We start from the raw sequence: 16027 nt of genomic DNA, 5'->3' as shown, positions 1-16027 counted from the left end.
CCGCGCGATGCGGTGATGGGGGGCCATTGACCCCCGCGTGCTCGCGCTGCTGCAGCGGGTGGGGCGGCCCTTACATGCGCGCGGCGCGTGCCAGCATGCGGGGCCAGTCGAGCGTGCCCAGCCGCGGTCGCGCGAGCAGGCTGGCGCCATCCAGCGCCTGCACCTTGTCCAGAATGCGCAGACCGCCCTGCACGACCAAGCGCAGCTCCCACCCCACACGGCCGGGCAGCCGGTGTACCAGGGGGCTGCCTTCGAGCATGAGAGCGCGGGCCCAGTCCGCGCAGTCCAGCACCAGCCGGTCGCTGGCGGCGGAGCGGCGCTGCGCCGCGAGGTCCGCGCGCGCCACGCCATGGGCGGCGCAGTCGGCATCGGTGAGGTAGTGGCGCCCGCGGGGCAGGTCCACGCTCAGGTCCTGCCAGAAGTTGATGAGTTGCAGCGCGGTGCAGATGGCGTCGCTCTCGCGCAGTGCGTCCTGCCCGTGCTCGCCATACAGGTGCAGCAGCAGACGCCCCACGGGATTGGCCGAGCGGCGGCAGTAGTCCAGCAGCGCGGCGCGGTCGGGGTAGGTGGCGCCGGCCTCGGTCAGGGTGACGTCCTGAATGAAGGCGTCCAGCAGGTCGTCCAGCAGTGCCACGGGCAGCTGGTGGCTGCGCAACATCGCCTGCAGCGGCCCAAACACGGCGGCCCAGCGCGTCTGGGGGGGGTGCCCGGCCGCCACGGATTGAAGCTCGGCGCGGTAGGCACGCAGGTCCGCCAGGCGCTCGGCTGCGCAGGCCGTGCCCTCGTCGGCAATGTCGTCGGCCGTGCGCGCAAACGCGTAGATCGCGGCGATCGGCGGGCGCAGCCGTGGCGGGCACAGCAGCGAAGCCACGGGAAAGTTCTCGTAGTGCGTGACCGGCGGCGCCTCGGCGGGCGCGGTGCGCGGATCGCGCAGGGGGGCGGGGGACTCGGGATGCTTCACGCGGCCATTGTCGTGCTTGACAAGAGCGACCGGCCTCTCATAGATTACTAACCAGTCAGTCAGTAATTTGGCATACCGGATGTTTCCATGACCCACCCTGTCGCACAGCGCGCCGCGGGCCTGCCGGGCCCGTCTTCATTGCAACCCCGCCGCGGGGTTTTTTTGTGGCCGCCGCGTGGCGGCGTGGCGGGTGCTGCACTGGTGCTGGCCGTGGCTGCCTTGGCGCTGGCGGGATGTTCGCGCCGCGAGCCGGCGCCAGAGCCGGTGCGCGCGGTGAAACTGCTCACCGTCGGCGTGGCGCCCCTGCAGATGCACCTGGAATACGCGGGCGAAGTGCGCGCGCGCGTGGAATCGCGCCTGGGTTTTCGCGTGGCCGGCAAGATCGTGCAGCGCCAGGCCGAGCTGGGCCAGCGCGTGCAGGCCGGCCAGGTGTTGGCGCAGTTGGATCCGCGCGACTATGAGCTGGCTGCGCAGGCGGCGCGCGCCCAGGTGGCGTCCGCCACCACGCAGCGTGATTTGGCCGCGGCGGATTTCGAGCGCTTTTCCAAGCTGCGCGCGCAGAACTTCATCAGCGGGGCGGAGCTGGACCGCCGCCAGGCTCAGCTGAAGGCCGCGCAGGCTTCGCTGGACCAGGCGCGCGCGCAGCTCGCTTCCCAGGGCAACCAGACCGAGTACACGCGCCTGGTGGCGGATGCGCCGGGGGTGGTGACGTCGGTTGACGCCGAGCCCGGCCAGGTGGTGTCTGCGGGCACGCCGGTGGTGCGCATTGCTCGCGACGGCCCGCGCGACGCGGTGTTCTCGGTGCCGGAGGACAAGGTGGGCCAGTTGCGCGTAGGGCAGGCCGTGCAGGTGCGCGCCTGGTCGGGCGACGCGCTGCTGCAGGGCCGGGTGCGCGAGGTGGCGGCCAGCGCCGATCCGGTGACGCGCACCTTCCTCGTGAAAGTGGCGGTGGAGGGCGCGGACGTGCCGCCGCTGGGCGCCACCGTGTATGTGGCGCCGCAGGTGCTGGCGCGGGGCGGCGTGCAGGCGATCAAGCTGCCCACCAGCGCCCTGCGCCAGGAGGGCGGTCAGACGGTGGTGTGGGTCTATGAGGCCAAGGACGGCAGTGTCACTGGCACCGTGCGCCTGCAGCCGGTGCAGATCGCCACGGCCGACGGCAACGAGGCCGTGATCGCCGCCGGCCTCACCCCCGGCATGCAGGTGGTGGCCACGGGCGTGCATGTGCTGGCGCCGGGACAGGTGGTGACGGTGTACAAGCCAAAAACGGCTCCAACGCCCGAAGGACAAGCGCTACCAGCTATTAATAATGAAGCGCCAGCGGCCTCCGCTGCCGCTCGCTGAGGAGCCGCCCCATGCAGCAGACGCAGCCCAAGCAGGGCTTTAACCTGTCGCGCTGGGCGCTGGAACATGCCGCGCTCACGCGCTACCTGATGGTGGTGCTGATGGTGCTGGGCATCGCCGCGTACTTTCAGCTGGGGCAGGACGAAGACCCGCCCTTCACCTTCCGCGCCATGGTCGTGCGTACCTACTGGCCCGGCGCCACGGCGCAGCAGGTGGCCGAGCAGGTGACGGACAAGATCGAGCGCACCCTGCAGGAGGTGCCCTACGCCGACAAGATCCGCAGCTACAGCAAGCCGGGCGAGTCGCAGATCATCTTCGAGCTCAAGGACTCGTCCAAGCCGGCGGAGGTGGCCAACATCTGGTACCAGGTGCGCAAGAAGGTGGGTGACATGCGCTACCAGCTGCCGGGCAATATCCAGGGGCCGTTCTTCAACGACGAGTTCGGCGACGTGTACGGCGTGATCTACGCCCTGCAGGGTGAGGGCTTCAGCTATGCCGAGCTGAAGGACTTCGCCGACGACGTGCGCCAGCAGTTGCTGCGCGTGAAGGATGTGGCCAAGGTCGAGCAGTTCGGCGTGCAGGACGAGCGCGTCTGGGTCGAGGTCTCGCAAAAGCGTCTGGCGCAGCTGGGGCTGGACTTCAACGCGGTGTTGCAGCAGCTGGGTGCGCAGAATGCGGTGGAGAGCGCGGGCGCGATCCAGTCGCCGCAGGACGTGGTGCAGGTGCGCGTGGGCGGGCAGTTCACCAGCGTGGAGCAGCTGCGCGACATGCCGATCCGCGGCGGCTCTGGAGCCCAGCTGCGCCTGGGCGACATCGCCGAAGTGCGAAGGGGCTATGTCGATCCGCCGGGGGTGAAGGTGCGCTTCCAGGGGCACGAGGTCATCGGCCTGGGCATCTCCATGGCCAAGGGTGGCGACATCATCCGGCTGGGCAAGGCGCTGCGCGCTGCAGCGGCCGACATCCAGGCGCGGCTGCCGGCCGGCGTGCAATTGCACCAGGTGCAGGATCAGCCGGCGGCCGTGGCCGATTCGGTGGGCGAGTTCATCAAGGTGCTGATCGAGGCCGTGGTGATCGTGCTGGCGGTGAGCTTCATCTCGCTGGGGCTGCACAAGGGTGGCCGCTTTGGCTGGCACGTGGACTACCGGCCGGGCCTGGTGGTGGCGATCACCATCCCGCTGGTGCTGGCCGTGACCTTCCTGGCCATGCACTATTTGGGAATAGGGCTGCACAAGGTGTCGCTGGGGTCGCTCATCATCGCGCTGGGGCTGCTGGTGGACGACGCCATCATCGCCGTGGAGATGATGGTGCGCAAGATGGAGGAGGGCTACGACAAGGTGCGCGCGGCCACGTTTGCGTATGACGTGACGGCCAAGCCCATGCTCACCGGCACGCTCATCACGGCCGCCGGTTTCTTGCCCATCGGCATCGCCAAGTCGGTCACGGGCGAATACACCTTCGCGATCTTCGCGGTGACGGTGATTTCGCTGGTGCTGTCGTGGATCGTGTCAGTCTATTTCGTGCCCTACCTGGGCACGCTGCTGCTGAAGGTGAAGCCGCATGCGCCCGACGCGCCGCCGCCCGAGGTGTTCGACACGCCGTTCTACCACCGCTTCCGGCACATGGTGGACTGGTGCGTGGCGCACCGGTGGATCACCATCGGTGCCACCATCGGCATCTTTGCGCTGGGGCTGGTGGGCATGGGGCGCGTGCAGCAGCAGTTCTTTCCCGACTCCAGCCGGCCGGAAATCATGGTGGACCTGTGGTTCCCCGAGGGCACCTCCTTCGCAGCCAACGAGGCCGTGGTGCGCCGGGTAGAGCAGCGGCTGATGGAGCAGGAAGGCGTGGCCAGCGTGGCCGCGTGGGTGGGTTCGGGCACCCCGCGTTTTTACCTGCCGCTGGACCAGGTGTTCCCGCAGCCCAACGTATCGCAGTTCATCGTGCTGGCCAAGAGCCTGCCCGAGCGCGAGTCGCTGCGCCTGCGCCTGCCCCGGTTGTTGGCCGAGGAGGTCCCCGAGGCGCGCGGCCGCGTGAAGCTGCTGCCCAACGGCCCGCCCGTGCCCTACCCGGTGCAGTTCCGCGTGGTGGGCAGCGACCCGGCCGTGCTGCGCGAGCGCGCCGACGAGGTGAAGGCGCTGATGCGCGGCAACGCCAATCTGATCGGCGTGAACGACAACTGGAACGAGTCGGTCAAGGTGGTTCGTCTGGAGGTGGACCAGGACAAGGCGCGCGCGTTGGGGGTGACCAGCCAGTCCATCGCCCAGGCTTCCCGCATCATGTTCAGCGGCTCCACGGTGGGGCAGTACCGCGAGGGAGACAAGCTCATCGAGATCGTGCTGCGCCAGGCACAGGACGAGCGCGAGGCGATCTCCGACATCGGCAACGCCTACCTGCCCACGGCTTCGGGCCGCTCCATTCCGCTCACGCAGATCGCCAGGCCCGTGTTCACCTGGGAGCCGGGGGTGATGTGGCGTTGGAACCGCAACTACGCCATCACCGTGCAGGGCGACCTGGTGGAGGGGCTGCAGGGCGCCACCGTTACGGCGCAACTGCTGCCCGAGCTGCGCGCGCTGGAGGCCCGCTGGCAGGCGGCCGGTGAGAACGGCGTGCGCATCGAGGTCGCGGGTGCGGTGGAAGAGAGCAGCAAGGGCTCGGCCTCCATCGTGGCGGGCGTGCCCGTCATGCTGTTCATCGTGTTCACGTTGCTGATGCTGCAGCTGCACAGCTTCAGCCGCTCCGTGCTGGTGTTCCTCACCGGCCCGTTGGGGATTGCGGGAGTGGCGGCGGCGCTGCTGCTGCTGAACCGGCCCTTCGGCTTTGTGGCGCTGTTGGGGGTTATCGCTCTCATGGGCATGATCCAGCGCAATTCGGTGATCCTGATCGACCAGATCGAGATCAACCGCGCGGCCGGCGTGCCGGCGTGGGACGCGATCGTGGCGGCGGCGGTGTGGCGCCTGCGGCCCATCGTGCTGACGGCGGCGGCGGCGGTGCTGGCCATGATTCCACTCTCGCGCAGCGTGTTCTGGGGGCCGATGGCCGTGGCCATCATGGGCGGCCTCGTCGTGGCAACGGTACTCACGCTGCTGGCATTGCCTGCAATGTACGCGGCCTGGTTTCGTGTGCGGCGGCCCGATCCTGGGGCGCAGGGAAGCGATTCCATTTAAAGGCGGTCCGCAACAGGGTAAAATCTGCCGTTTGACCTATTTCACCGGGATGGCCTGCTGTGCCTGCCATCCGGGTGGCTTTCAGAACTGCGCGGGTGGCGAAATTGGTAGACGCACCAGGTTTAGGTCCTGACGCCAGCAATGGTGTGGGGGTTCGAGTCCCCCCCCGCGCACCAACGTGAGACTTTGGCGGAACGTGGTGCAGGCTTGCACTGCAAGTCGGCACGGTCCACATCCAGACACTAGGAACAACCATGGCCGTAACTGTTGAAACCCTTGAAAAGCTTGAGCGCAAGATCACGCTGAGCTTGCCCCTGACCACGATCCAGACCGAAGTGGACGCGCGCCTCAAGCGCCTGGCCCGTACGGTGAAGATGGATGGTTTCCGTCCCGGCAAGGTCCCCATGAGCGTAGTGGCTCAGCGTTACGGCTATTCGGTGCAATACGAAGTGCTGAACGACAAGGTGGGCGAGGCGTTTGCACAGGCCGCCAATGAAGCCAACCTGCGCGTGGCAGGCCAGCCGCGCATCACGGAGAAGGACGGCGCGCCTGAAGGCGAAGTGACTTTCGACGCCGTGTTCGAGGTGTTCCCCGAGGTCAAGATCGGCGATCTGTCCACCGCGGAAGTCGAGAAGCTCTCCGCCGAAGTGACCGACAGCGCCATCGACAAGACCGTGGACATCCTGCGCAAGCAGCGCCGTACCTTCGCGCAGCGTGCCCTGGCCGCTGCTGCTGAAGACGGCGATCGCGTGACGGTGGATTTCGAGGGCAAGATCGACGGCGAGCCCTTCCAGGGCGGCAAGGCCGAGGACTTCCAGTTCCTGGTGGGCGAAGGCCAGATGCTCAAGGAATTCGAAGACGCAGTGCGCGGCATGAAGTCGGGCGAGAGCAAGACCTTCCCCCTGGCCTTCCCCGAGGACTACCACGGCAAGGACGTGGCTGGCAAGACGGCCGACTTCATGGTCACCGTCAAGAAGATCGAAGCGGCCCACCTGCCCGAAGTGAATGAGCAACTGGCCAAGTCGCTCGGCATTGCCGACGGCACGGTGGAAGGCTTGCGCGCCGACATCAAGAAGAACCTGGAGCGCGAAGTCAAATTCCGCCTGCTGGCCCGCAACAAGCAAGCCGTGATGGACGCTCTGGTGTCCAAAGCGGAATTGGATCTGCCCAACGCCAGCGTGCAGGCTGAAATTGCCCGCCTGCTGGAAGCTGCACGCGCCGACCTCAAGCAGCGCGGCATCAAGGACGCCGACAAGGCCGAAATCCCCGAGGACGTGTTCCGCCCTCAGGCCGAGCGCCGCGTGCGCCTGGGCCTGGTGGTCGCCGAACTCGTGCGTGCCAATAACCTGCAGGCCAAGCCGGAGCAGCTGAAGGCCCACGTGGACGAGCTGGCCGCCAGCTACGAGAAGCCTGAGGACGTGGTGCGCTGGTACTTCAGCGACCGCAATCGCCTGGCTGAGGTGGAAGCCGTGGTCATCGAGAACAATGTGACCGACTTCGTGCTGGGCCAGGCTAAGGTGAACGACAAGGCCGTGTCCTTCGATGAACTGATGGGCCAGGCCTGAGTAGCTGGCCCTTGCCCCGGGCTTTGACCCAGGGGTGAGGACGAAACCCGGCGGGGCTTGTGCTTTGCGGCACAAGCCCCAATTCATTTCTGGGTACAGTATCCGCCTGACTGGAGAAACGTATGAGCGCATTGGAAACGCAAGCCCTGGGCATGATCCCCATGGTCATTGAGCAGTCCGGCCGCGGCGAGCGGTCCTACGACATTTATTCGCGCCTGTTGAAGGAGCGCGTGATCTTCCTGGTGGGTGAGGTCAATGACCAGACTGCCAACCTGGTGGTTGCGCAGCTGCTGTTCCTTGAGAGCGAGAACCCGGACAAGGATATTTCGTTCTACATCAACTCCCCGGGGGGCAGCGTGACGGCGGGCATGGCCATCTATGACACCATGCAGTTCATCAAGCCGGATGTGTCCACGCTGTGCTGCGGCTTTGCGGCGAGCATGGGAGCTTTCCTGCTGGCTGCAGGGGCCAAGGGCAAGCGCTATTCGCTGCCCAACTCCAAAATCATGATCCACCAGGTGCTGGGCGGCGCCCGCGGACAGGCGACGGATATCGAGATCCACGCCCGCGACATTCTGCGTACCAAGGAGCAGATGAACCGCATCCTGGCGGAGCGCACGGGACAGCCCATCGAGAAGGTGAAGGCGGATACCGAGCGGGACTATTTCATGACCGCGGACGAAGCCAAGGATTACGGCATCGTGGACCAGGTCATCGCTAAGCGCCCCTGAGTTTGGGCCGGCGCGCGCGGCGTTTCCCCCTGTGGGAAACGCCGTTTTTATTTCGTTATCATCTTGACAACATCCCCAGTCATAAGGCATTGCCCCCATGGCCGAGAAAAAAGGCTCCTCCAGCGAAAAAACCCTTTACTGCTCTTTCTGCGGTAAAAGCCAGCACGAAGTAAAGAAGCTGATCGCCGGTCCGTCGGTCTTTATCTGCGACGAGTGCATTGACCTGTGCAACGAGATCATCCGTGATGAGCTGCCCACCGGCGATGCCGGACGCGAAGGCCGTGGAGATCTGCCTACGCCTGCGGAAATCAAGACCAACCTAGATCATTACGTGATTGGCCAGGAAAAGGCCAAACGTACGCTGGCCGTCGCCGTGTACAACCATTACAAGCGTCTGCGCCACAAGGACAAGGCCGGTAAGGACGAGGTAGAGCTGTCCAAGAGCAACATCCTGTTGATAGGCCCTACGGGGTCGGGCAAGACGTTGCTGGCGCAGACCTTGGCGCGGCAGCTCGATGTGCCTTTCGTGATGGCTGACGCCACCACGCTGACGGAAGCAGGCTATGTTGGAGAGGACGTGGAGAACATCGTCCAGAAACTCCTGCAAAGCTGCAACTACGATGTGGAACGTGCCCAGCGGGGCATTGTCTACATCGACGAAATCGACAAAATTTCGCGCAAATCCGACAACCCCAGTATTACGCGGGATGTCTCAGGTGAAGGTGTGCAGCAAGCGCTGCTCAAGCTCATCGAGGGGACCATGGCGAGCGTGCCTCCACAAGGTGGACGCAAGCATCCCAACCAGGATTTTCTGCAGATCGATACGACCAACATTCTGTTCATTTGTGGTGGTGCGTTTGCTGGGCTGGAAAAGGTCATTGAGAACCGTACTGAAGCTTCCGGTATTGGCTTTGGCGCGGCAGTGCGTAGCAAGAAGCAGCGTTCTTTGACCGAGGTGTTTCAGGATATCGAGCCTGAGGACCTCATCAAATTCGGCCTGATTCCAGAGTTGGTGGGACGCATGCCCGTGGTCACAGCCCTGGCCGAACTGAGCGAGGACGCGCTGGTGCAGATCCTCACCGAGCCCAAAAACGCCTTGGTCAAGCAGTACAGCAAGTTGCTGGCGATGGAAGGCGTTGAGCTGGAAATTCGTCCCGCTGCGTTGAAGTCCATCGCGCGAAAAGCCATCGCACGCAAGACGGGTGCCCGCGGCTTGCGCTCCATTCTTGAGCAAGCGTTGATTGGCACCATGTTTGACTTGCCCAACGTCTCCAACGTGGAAAAGGTGGTGGTGGACGAGGCCACCATCGAAGAGAACAAGGCCCCTTTGCTGGTTTATCGCGAGGCCGCCAAGACCGCCTGAAAGCCGTGTGTCGCCGGGAGTCGCGCGCGTTAGTGATGCGTCCGGCGAGCCATGTTGCTAACACCTGGGTGCAGATGCTGCCGGGTTGAAAAATGTGGTCCATGGACCATATTCCATGGAACTACTAGAGGATTGCCCCATGTCCGGACACACACCCCTGCCCGATACGCCCCTGGATCTACCACTGTTGCCTTTGCGCGATGTGGTGGTTTTTCCTCACATGGTGATTCCCCTGTTTGTGGGGCGTCCCAAGAGCATCAAGGCGCTGGAAGCCGCCATGGATGCCGATCGGCGAATCATGTTGGTTGCGCAAAAAGCAGCCGCCAAGGATGAACCGCAGGTTTCGGATATGTTCGAAGTCGGTTGCATATCCACCATCCTGCAGATGCTGAAGCTTCCCGATGGCACGGTGAAGGTGTTGGTGGAGGGGCAGCAGCGCGCCCACGTTCGCATGGTGCATGAATCGGACGTTCACTTCACGGCGACGGTTGAGCCCATGCAGGCATCCGCCGAGGACGCCGCTTCGAGTGAAATTGAAGCGCTACGCCGGGCGGTAATGCAGCAGTTTGATCAGTACGTCAAACTGAACAAGAAGATTCCCCCTGAGATTCTGACTTCCATTTCGGCCATCGACGATCCGGGGCGGCTGGCTGACACCATTGCCGCGCACTTGCCGCTCAAGCTGGAGAACAAGCAGGTTGTTCTCGACTTGGCAGGCGTCAAGCAGCGTCTGGAGAATCTGTTCGAGCAGTTGGACCGCGAAGTGGATATCCTCAATGTGGATAAGCGCATTCGCGGTCGCGTGAAGCGTCAGATGGAGAAAAACCAGCGGGACTTCTATCTCAACGAACAGGTCAAGGCGATCCAGAAGGAACTGGGCGAAGGCGAAGAAGGCGCGGATCTTGAGGAGATCGAGAAAAAGATCAAGGCCGCGCGCATGCCGGTCGAAGCGCGCAAGAAGGCGGAAGGCGAGCTGAAAAAGCTCAAGCTCATGTCTCCTATGTCTGCCGAAGCCACTGTGGTTCGCAACTACATTGATGTGCTCACGGGACTGCCCTGGAGCAAGAAGTCCAAGGTCAAGCACGATCTTGCCCATGCAGAGGCTGTGTTAAACGAGGACCACTATGGCCTGGAAAAGGTGAAAGACCGGATCCTGGAATATCTCGCCGTGCAGCAACGGGTGGACAAGGTGAAGGCGCCCATCCTGTGCTTGGTCGGCCCACCGGGTGTGGGCAAGACTTCGCTCGGGCAGTCCATTGCAAAGGCAACGGGGCGCAAGTACGTGCGTATGGCACTGGGGGGGATGCGTGACGAAGCGGAGATCCGGGGTCACCGTCGTACCTACATTGGGGCGATGCCAGGCAAGGTGTTGCAGAGCCTGGGCAAGGTGGGGGCGCGCAATCCGTTGTTCCTGCTCGATGAAATTGACAAACTAGGCATGGACTTTCGAGGTGATCCCTCGAGCGCGTTATTGGAAGTCCTCGATCCTGAGCAGAACCATAAGTTCGGCGACCACTATGTGGAGGTCGACTTCGACCTTTCCGATGTCATGTTTGTCGCGACTTCGAACTCGATGAACATCCCGCCGGCGCTACTTGATCGCATGGAGGTGATACGTCTTTCCGGATATACCGAGGACGAAAAAACCAACATTGCCATCAAGTATTTGCTCCCCAAGCAGATGCAAAACAATGGCGTGAAAGACGCCGAGTTGCAGGTCACGGAATCCGCCGTACGGGACATCGTGCGCTACTACACGCGTGAAGCGGGCGTCCGTTCCCTAGAGCGCGAACTCTCCAAAATCTGCCGAAAAGTGGTCAAGGCAATCCAGCTCAAGAAGCTGATGGCTCCCGTGGAGGTGTCGGCGGACAACTTGCCTGAATACTTGGGAGTGCGCAAGTACACCTACGGTCGCGCGGAACAGCAGAACCAAGTGGGACAAGTGGTTGGCCTGGCATGGACCGAAGTCGGCGGGGATCTGCTCACGATCGAGGTCGCGACCATGCCCGGCAAAGGCAACATCCTTCGCACAGGATCGCTGGGCGATGTCATGAAGGAGTCGGTCGAAGCGGCCCGCACAGTAGTGCGTAGCCGTGCGCGCTTACTTGGTATTCGCGATGAGGCGTTCGAGAAGCGAGATCTTCATATCCACGTGCCCGATGGTGCGACCCCTAAAGATGGTCCTAGCGCCGGCATTGCGATGACGACGGCGATCGTTTCTGCGCTGACCGGAATACCGGTCCGCGCAGATGTTGCGATGACGGGGGAGATCACATTGCGCGGAGAGGTCACAGCAATTGGTGGGCTCAAGGAGAAACTTTTGGCGGCATTGCGGGGAGGGATCAAGACGGTGTTGATTCCTGAAGAAAACGTAAAAGACCTCCAGGAAATTCCAGACAACGTCAAGAGTGGTCTGGAGATCATTGCTGTGAAGTGGATCGACAAGGTGCTGGAGATAGCACTCGAGCGCAAGCCTGTTGCATTGGCAGAGGACGACGGTGCCCAAACCGTGGCTGTGCCTGCCCCCGCCGATGTGTCACGGGGCTCCGTGAAACATTGATGGAAAAAACTTTGCACTATTCTTGGAGCACGCGAAAAGTACTCTATAATTTCACTTATCGACGCTAAACATGCTACAGTGTGAGGCTTAGGTAAATGCGGGAATAGCTCAGTTGGTAGAGCGCAACCTTGCCAAGGTTGAGGTCGTCGGTTCGAGACCGATTTCCCGCTCCATATCCAGGAAAAGAGGAGGCAATGCTTCCGCTTTTCATCAAGGCGCAAGACCTGGCGCGGTAGCAAAGCGGTTATGCACCGGATTGCAAATCCGTTTAGCCCGGTTCGACTCCGGGCCGCGCCTCCAGATGGTGGTATGTAGAGGAGGCGCAAGCTTCTTCAAAGGGTCAATTGGAAGCCTAATGGTGGAAAATTGATGCTACAATCAAAATCTTTCCGGTGCCAGTTGGTGGCGGAAAAATGCGGGAATAGCTCAGTTGGTAGAGCGCAACCTTGCCAAGGTTGAGGTCGTCGGTTCGAGACCGATTTCCCGCTCCAAAATTTGAAAGGGAAGCTACGGCTTCCCTTTTTTATTGGTCGAAGTGCTGGTGCAAGAAGTCGGTTCGTCTGTGGTGTTGCGCAACAATGCCGGCCCCGCTACTCTGTCTTCATGGCTTGCATACCGACCGGCGCCCCGATGGTGAAATTGGTAGACACTGCGGACTTAAAATCTGTTTTGTCAAGTCCTTTCTGCTAGAACTACCGAGCCAGAAGGTCAATAGTGACAACAGTTTGCGGGCATCCGAGCTGTAGCTTTGCAGCTAGGCTTGACGGCCAGGGGCCAGCTAGGCGCCAGTAGATGGAGGTAGGTGTTTTCAGTGCGTTGAGCACTACGCCCGAGTGGTGAAATCGGTAGACACAAGGGACTTGAACAATTTGAGCCTTCGGGGGGAAACGCCCGAAGTGAAGCCCGTCAAAGTCGGCGAACGCCCTGGATGCTCTTGCACCCGAGCCAACGCCGAGCCAAGCCCAAGCTGCCGCTTGGGAAGGTGTAGAGAGCAGACGGCGGGCACCTACGGCCGCAAGGCTATGGTGAAGGCGTGCTCCAGACCACGAACGCCCTGCGTTGAGCAGGGCGGCGGCGAAAGTCGAAGTGGTAAGAAAATCCCTCGCCGAAAGGCGTGCCGGTTCGATTCCGGCCTCGGGCACCAATCCAGAGCCGCCCCTGTTCACGCAGGGGCGGCTTTTCCGTTCTTGGGCTGTGTGCGCTTGAATCCCCGATCCCCCGCCATGAACGCCTCCAGCATGTGCGGGATCAGCGTCACGGCATCGATCGCCTCGCCATATGCCTGCGCGTGCAGCGCGGCGTAGCGGTCAAGGTCGGCTTTCAAGCTGGCCGGGCAGGCAAATGTCAGCTTGACGTTCTCGATCTTGGGCAGTGGCCCGAGCCGCAGCTTCTTGGTCGTGCTCATTGCGAAGTTCCCCGATTGAAGAATGTTGAGTCCATGCATATGTGGAGCAACCGATCCAGGCCAGCATTCATAGGGGATTGCGGCAGTAGCCACTCCACATATGTGCGCTGGGCCGGCGTACCGTTTCTTGTCCATCCACCACATCGAAGGAAGGACATCATGGAAACGACTTTGCCCAGCAACACGCGTGCGCTCCTGGCGCGATCGCGTTTTCCCGAGGAGATGGCCGCATTTGCCGATTGGCTGGCGACCGAACGCTACACGCCGGGCTCCTCACATCGGCATCTGACGCAGTTGGAGCAGGCATTGCCATTGCTGCTCCAGCCTTCATGCACGCAGGAGCGCTTGCACCAGGCATTCGCCGCCGTCGGCTCTGGAGTACCCAGCCGGCCCGACCGTTTCCGCAGTACCGAACGGCTTTACGGCAGGTTTCTCACGGCCTGCGGCCGTCTGGACATGCCAGGGAGCGACGATCCATTCGCCGGCCTGCGCGCGGCGTATGACGACTATCTGTCCCGTGTCCGCGGCCTGGCGGCTTCCTCGCGCGTGTACCACCGCGCCACGGTCCGGGATTTCCTTGAGCGCAGTCCGGCCGCGGTGCAGGGGCTACCGGCGTTGTCTGCCCAGGACATCGCCGAGTATGTTGCCCTGCGCAGCCGCCTGATGTCCCGCGCGTCCCTGCAAGGCACGATCGGCCGTCTGCGTGGTTTCCTGCGCTACTGCCACGCGCACGGCCATCTCGCCAGGGATCTCAGCGTGGGTATCGAAGCACCGCGCATCTACCGTGACGAGATGCCGCCGCAGGCCCTGGATTGGAACCTGGTGCTGCAACTGCTGCAATCGATCAACCTGGACAGCAAGGCGGGACGCCGCGACCGTTGCATCCTGCACCTGATGGCCTGCTACGGGCTGCGCCCTTCGGAGGTCACATCCCTGCGTCTGGACTCGATCGACTGGGAGGCATCTACCGTGCGCGTCGCACAGCGCAAGACCCGGTCCGATCTGCTGCTGCCGCTGATGCCCGAGACGATGCAGATGCTTGGTGACTACCTGGATCGCATCCGGCGCGCCCAGGGCGACGCTCATCCGCAGTTGTTCCTGCGAGTACGCTGCCCTGGCGGTCCGATGGCCAGTGGTGCCATCACCTACATCTTCGAGACGCGCGTGCGGCAGTCTGGATTGCCAATGGGTGGGCACCACGTCTATCGGCTTCGACACACCTTCGCCATGCGGCTGCTCACCCAGGGAGTGGGCGTCAAGGCCATTGGCGACCTGCTCGGTCATCGCAGCATCGAGAGCACCAGCGTCTATCTGCGGCTGGACACCAGCATGCTGCAGAACGTGGCACTGGAAGTCCCCGGAACAGAACGCCAGGGAGGTCGCCATGTGCCGTGACCTTGCCAACTGGGATGCCGCCGTTTCGGAGTTCCTGGAGAGCCGCCGCGCACTGGGCCGAGCGTACAAGAAGGAAGAGCCGAATACCACGGCGATCTGACCGAACAGCACGTTCGTCCCTTGCATTGCCCGCCTCCGATCGCGGCACAGCGAGGTGCCGCAGGCATCAGGATCAGTGCCGCCGGGCATGCCGGTCAAAGACCGTTGTCAACAGGTCGAAGACGCAAAAAGCATCGTTTCAGGCAGGAACGAATAGTGTCAAAACACCGCGTGCACAAACGCACTGCGGCGCATCAAGAAAGAAATGCAGGCCGCGTTGCGGCCAGCCGACGATTAGAACTTGGGTGGCTCCTTCGGCGGCGTATAGGGCACTTTGCCATCGCCGAAGAAGCGTTGGTTCGTGGCCTCGCCAACGCGGTTGCACAGCACGTCGCCCATCGTCGGGCGATCCGTTTTGCACTGCTTGCGCAGTTCCTTCAGGCGCACGGGGTCGGTGGCCAGCTCCTCTACGCTCGGGAGGTCGGCGGGCTTGGGCGCCTCCGACCGGCTACAAGCAGCCAACAGTACCGTCAGCGAAAGCGATGCGGTGATCCTGAGCAGGTTCATGACGGGTTCCTCCAAGGTGTGAAGCATCAAGGCGTGAGCTAACGGCCAGGTAACTCCGGCCCCAGGGCCTCCACCCGCTCGATGAAGCGGGCCAGCGGCTGCGAGGGCTCGGCGTCGCGGCGCAGCAGATAGGTGGTCAGCAGGGGTGGCTTCCCCGCCAGCGGTCGGCCCAACACCCCCGGTTCACGGCTGGAGCCGATGTGCGCTGCACCGGCCAGCCCCAGAGCCAGGCCGGCCGAAACAAAGGTCATCATCACGTCGAACGTGGCAACGTACTGCACGATCAAGGGCTCTCTGTCCTGCTTGCGCAGGATGCGATCGATCTGCCGGGCATGGCCCTCGCAGATCGCCGGGTCGCCCAGCACCAACGGGTGGCGCAGCACCTCTTCCGGCGGCACCCGCTTGTAGGCCAGCAGAGGGTGGCGCGCGGGCACCGCCACCATCAACTCGTCTTCCCAGGCTGGCTCGACGATGATGCCGTCGCCCACTTCATCTGCCATCGAAAAGCCCGCGTCATACAGGTCATCGCGCAAGCCATTGAGTTGCTGGGCCAGCGGCACCTCGAACAGGCGAACCTCGGTCTCCGGGTCTTCCTCGCGGCAGCGCGCCAGCAGCGCCGGCAGGCGTGAAGGTGTGATGCCATCGGACAGGGCGATGCGCAACTGGCCGTGAAAGCCATTGGCCCCAGCCTTCACGCTCTCGCGCGCCTGCTCCAGCGCCAGGAACACGCGGGGCGCGCTCTCCATCAGCAGCTTTCCCGCCAGCGTCAGCCGCGTGCTTCGGCTGGTGCGCACGAACAGTTGTGCGCCCAATTCCACCTCCAGTTCCTTGATGGCTCGCGACAGCGGCGATTGCTCGATGTGCAACCGCTCAGCCGCGCGCGCGAAATGGAGTTCTTCTGCCACGGCTAGGAAGTAGCGCAGATGTCGTAATTCCATG

At 63.1% G+C, this 16027-nt stretch carries 11 protein-coding genes and 4 tRNA genes; 11 read left to right on the top strand and 4 right to left on the bottom strand.

Features of this window, described 5'->3' with window-relative positions:
• Positions 1–70 precede the first annotated feature (70 nt).
• Entirely contained in the window at positions 71–961 is an 891-nt protein-coding gene (gene hpnC / locus AC1PPL_RS19090; RefSeq protein ID WP_088887175.1) for a squalene synthase HpnC, read from the bottom strand.
• Between the two features lie 87 nt (positions 962–1048).
• Between hpnC and AC1PPL_RS19085 the strand changes: the two genes are divergently transcribed.
• The 10 genes from AC1PPL_RS19085 to AC1PPL_RS19040 all read left to right on the top strand — a co-directional run bounded on the left by AC1PPL_RS19085 (position 1049) and on the right by AC1PPL_RS19040 (position 12173).
• The gene (locus AC1PPL_RS19085; protein WP_479973944.1) at positions 1049–2302 is read left to right on the top strand and encodes an efflux RND transporter periplasmic adaptor subunit; all 1254 of its coding nucleotides are present in this window, start codon (positions 1049–1051) and stop codon (positions 2300–2302) included.
• A gap of 11 nt (positions 2303–2313) precedes the next feature.
• Positions 2314–5463 (top strand): efflux RND transporter permease subunit, encoded by a 3150-nt coding sequence (locus AC1PPL_RS19080; RefSeq protein ID WP_479973943.1) that lies wholly within the window; start codon positions 2314–2316, stop codon positions 5461–5463.
• 89 nt (positions 5464–5552) lie between these two features.
• Positions 5553–5639, top strand: a tRNA-Leu gene (locus tag AC1PPL_RS19075).
• Between the two features lie 78 nt (positions 5640–5717).
• Entirely contained in the window at positions 5718–7028 is a 1311-nt protein-coding gene (tig, locus tag AC1PPL_RS19070) for a trigger factor (RefSeq protein WP_011804640.1), read from the top strand.
• A gap of 122 nt (positions 7029–7150) precedes the next feature.
• A complete protein-coding gene (gene clpP, locus AC1PPL_RS19065) occupies positions 7151–7759 on the top strand; it encodes an ATP-dependent Clp endopeptidase proteolytic subunit ClpP (RefSeq protein ID WP_011804641.1) in 609 nt (202 codons plus the stop codon).
• A gap of 97 nt (positions 7760–7856) precedes the next feature.
• Positions 7857–9122, top strand: coding sequence for an ATP-dependent Clp protease ATP-binding subunit ClpX (clpX, locus tag AC1PPL_RS19060; RefSeq protein ID WP_011804642.1), 1266 nt, complete (start codon positions 7857–7859; stop codon positions 9120–9122).
• 139 nt (positions 9123–9261) lie between these two features.
• Entirely contained in the window at positions 9262–11682 is a 2421-nt protein-coding gene (lon, locus tag AC1PPL_RS19055; protein ID WP_479973942.1) for an endopeptidase La, read from the top strand.
• A gap of 97 nt (positions 11683–11779) precedes the next feature.
• Positions 11780–11855, top strand: a tRNA-Gly gene (locus tag AC1PPL_RS19050).
• A 53-nt stretch (positions 11856–11908) separates the two neighbouring features.
• A tRNA-Cys gene (locus AC1PPL_RS19045) sits at positions 11909–11982 on the top strand.
• A 115-nt stretch (positions 11983–12097) separates the two neighbouring features.
• Positions 12098–12173 (top strand) — tRNA-Gly (locus AC1PPL_RS19040).
• 671 nt (positions 12174–12844) lie between these two features.
• On the opposite strand, the gene AC1PPL_RS19035 is transcribed toward AC1PPL_RS19040, so the two are convergent.
• A complete protein-coding gene (locus tag AC1PPL_RS19035; RefSeq protein ID WP_058907016.1) occupies positions 12845–13087 on the bottom strand; it encodes a DUF2274 domain-containing protein in 243 nt (80 codons plus the stop codon).
• A gap of 159 nt (positions 13088–13246) precedes the next feature.
• Between AC1PPL_RS19035 and AC1PPL_RS19030 the strand changes: the two genes are divergently transcribed.
• Positions 13247–14482 carry a tyrosine-type recombinase/integrase gene (locus AC1PPL_RS19030; protein ID WP_479973941.1) on the top strand — a complete coding sequence of 412 codons (1236 nt, stop codon included), beginning with the start codon at positions 13247–13249 and terminating at the stop codon, positions 14480–14482.
• A 333-nt stretch (positions 14483–14815) separates the two neighbouring features.
• Here the strand turns inward: AC1PPL_RS19030 and AC1PPL_RS19025 are convergent, their stop codons facing one another.
• The gene (locus AC1PPL_RS19025; protein WP_094098086.1) at positions 14816–15088 is read right to left on the bottom strand and encodes an EexN family lipoprotein; all 273 of its coding nucleotides are present in this window, start codon (positions 15086–15088) and stop codon (positions 14816–14818) included.
• Between the two features lie 38 nt (positions 15089–15126).
• Positions 15127–16026 carry a LysR family transcriptional regulator gene (locus AC1PPL_RS19020; RefSeq protein WP_279817203.1) on the bottom strand — a complete coding sequence of 300 codons (900 nt, stop codon included), beginning with the start codon at positions 16024–16026 and terminating at the stop codon, positions 15127–15129.
• Between the last annotated feature and the right edge of the window lies 1 nt (position 16027).

Source organism: Diaphorobacter sp. B2A2W2 (genome assembly GCF_056730635.1).
Note: the sequence above shows the minus strand (reverse complement) of the source record. Positions and strands in the feature narration are given on the sequence as shown.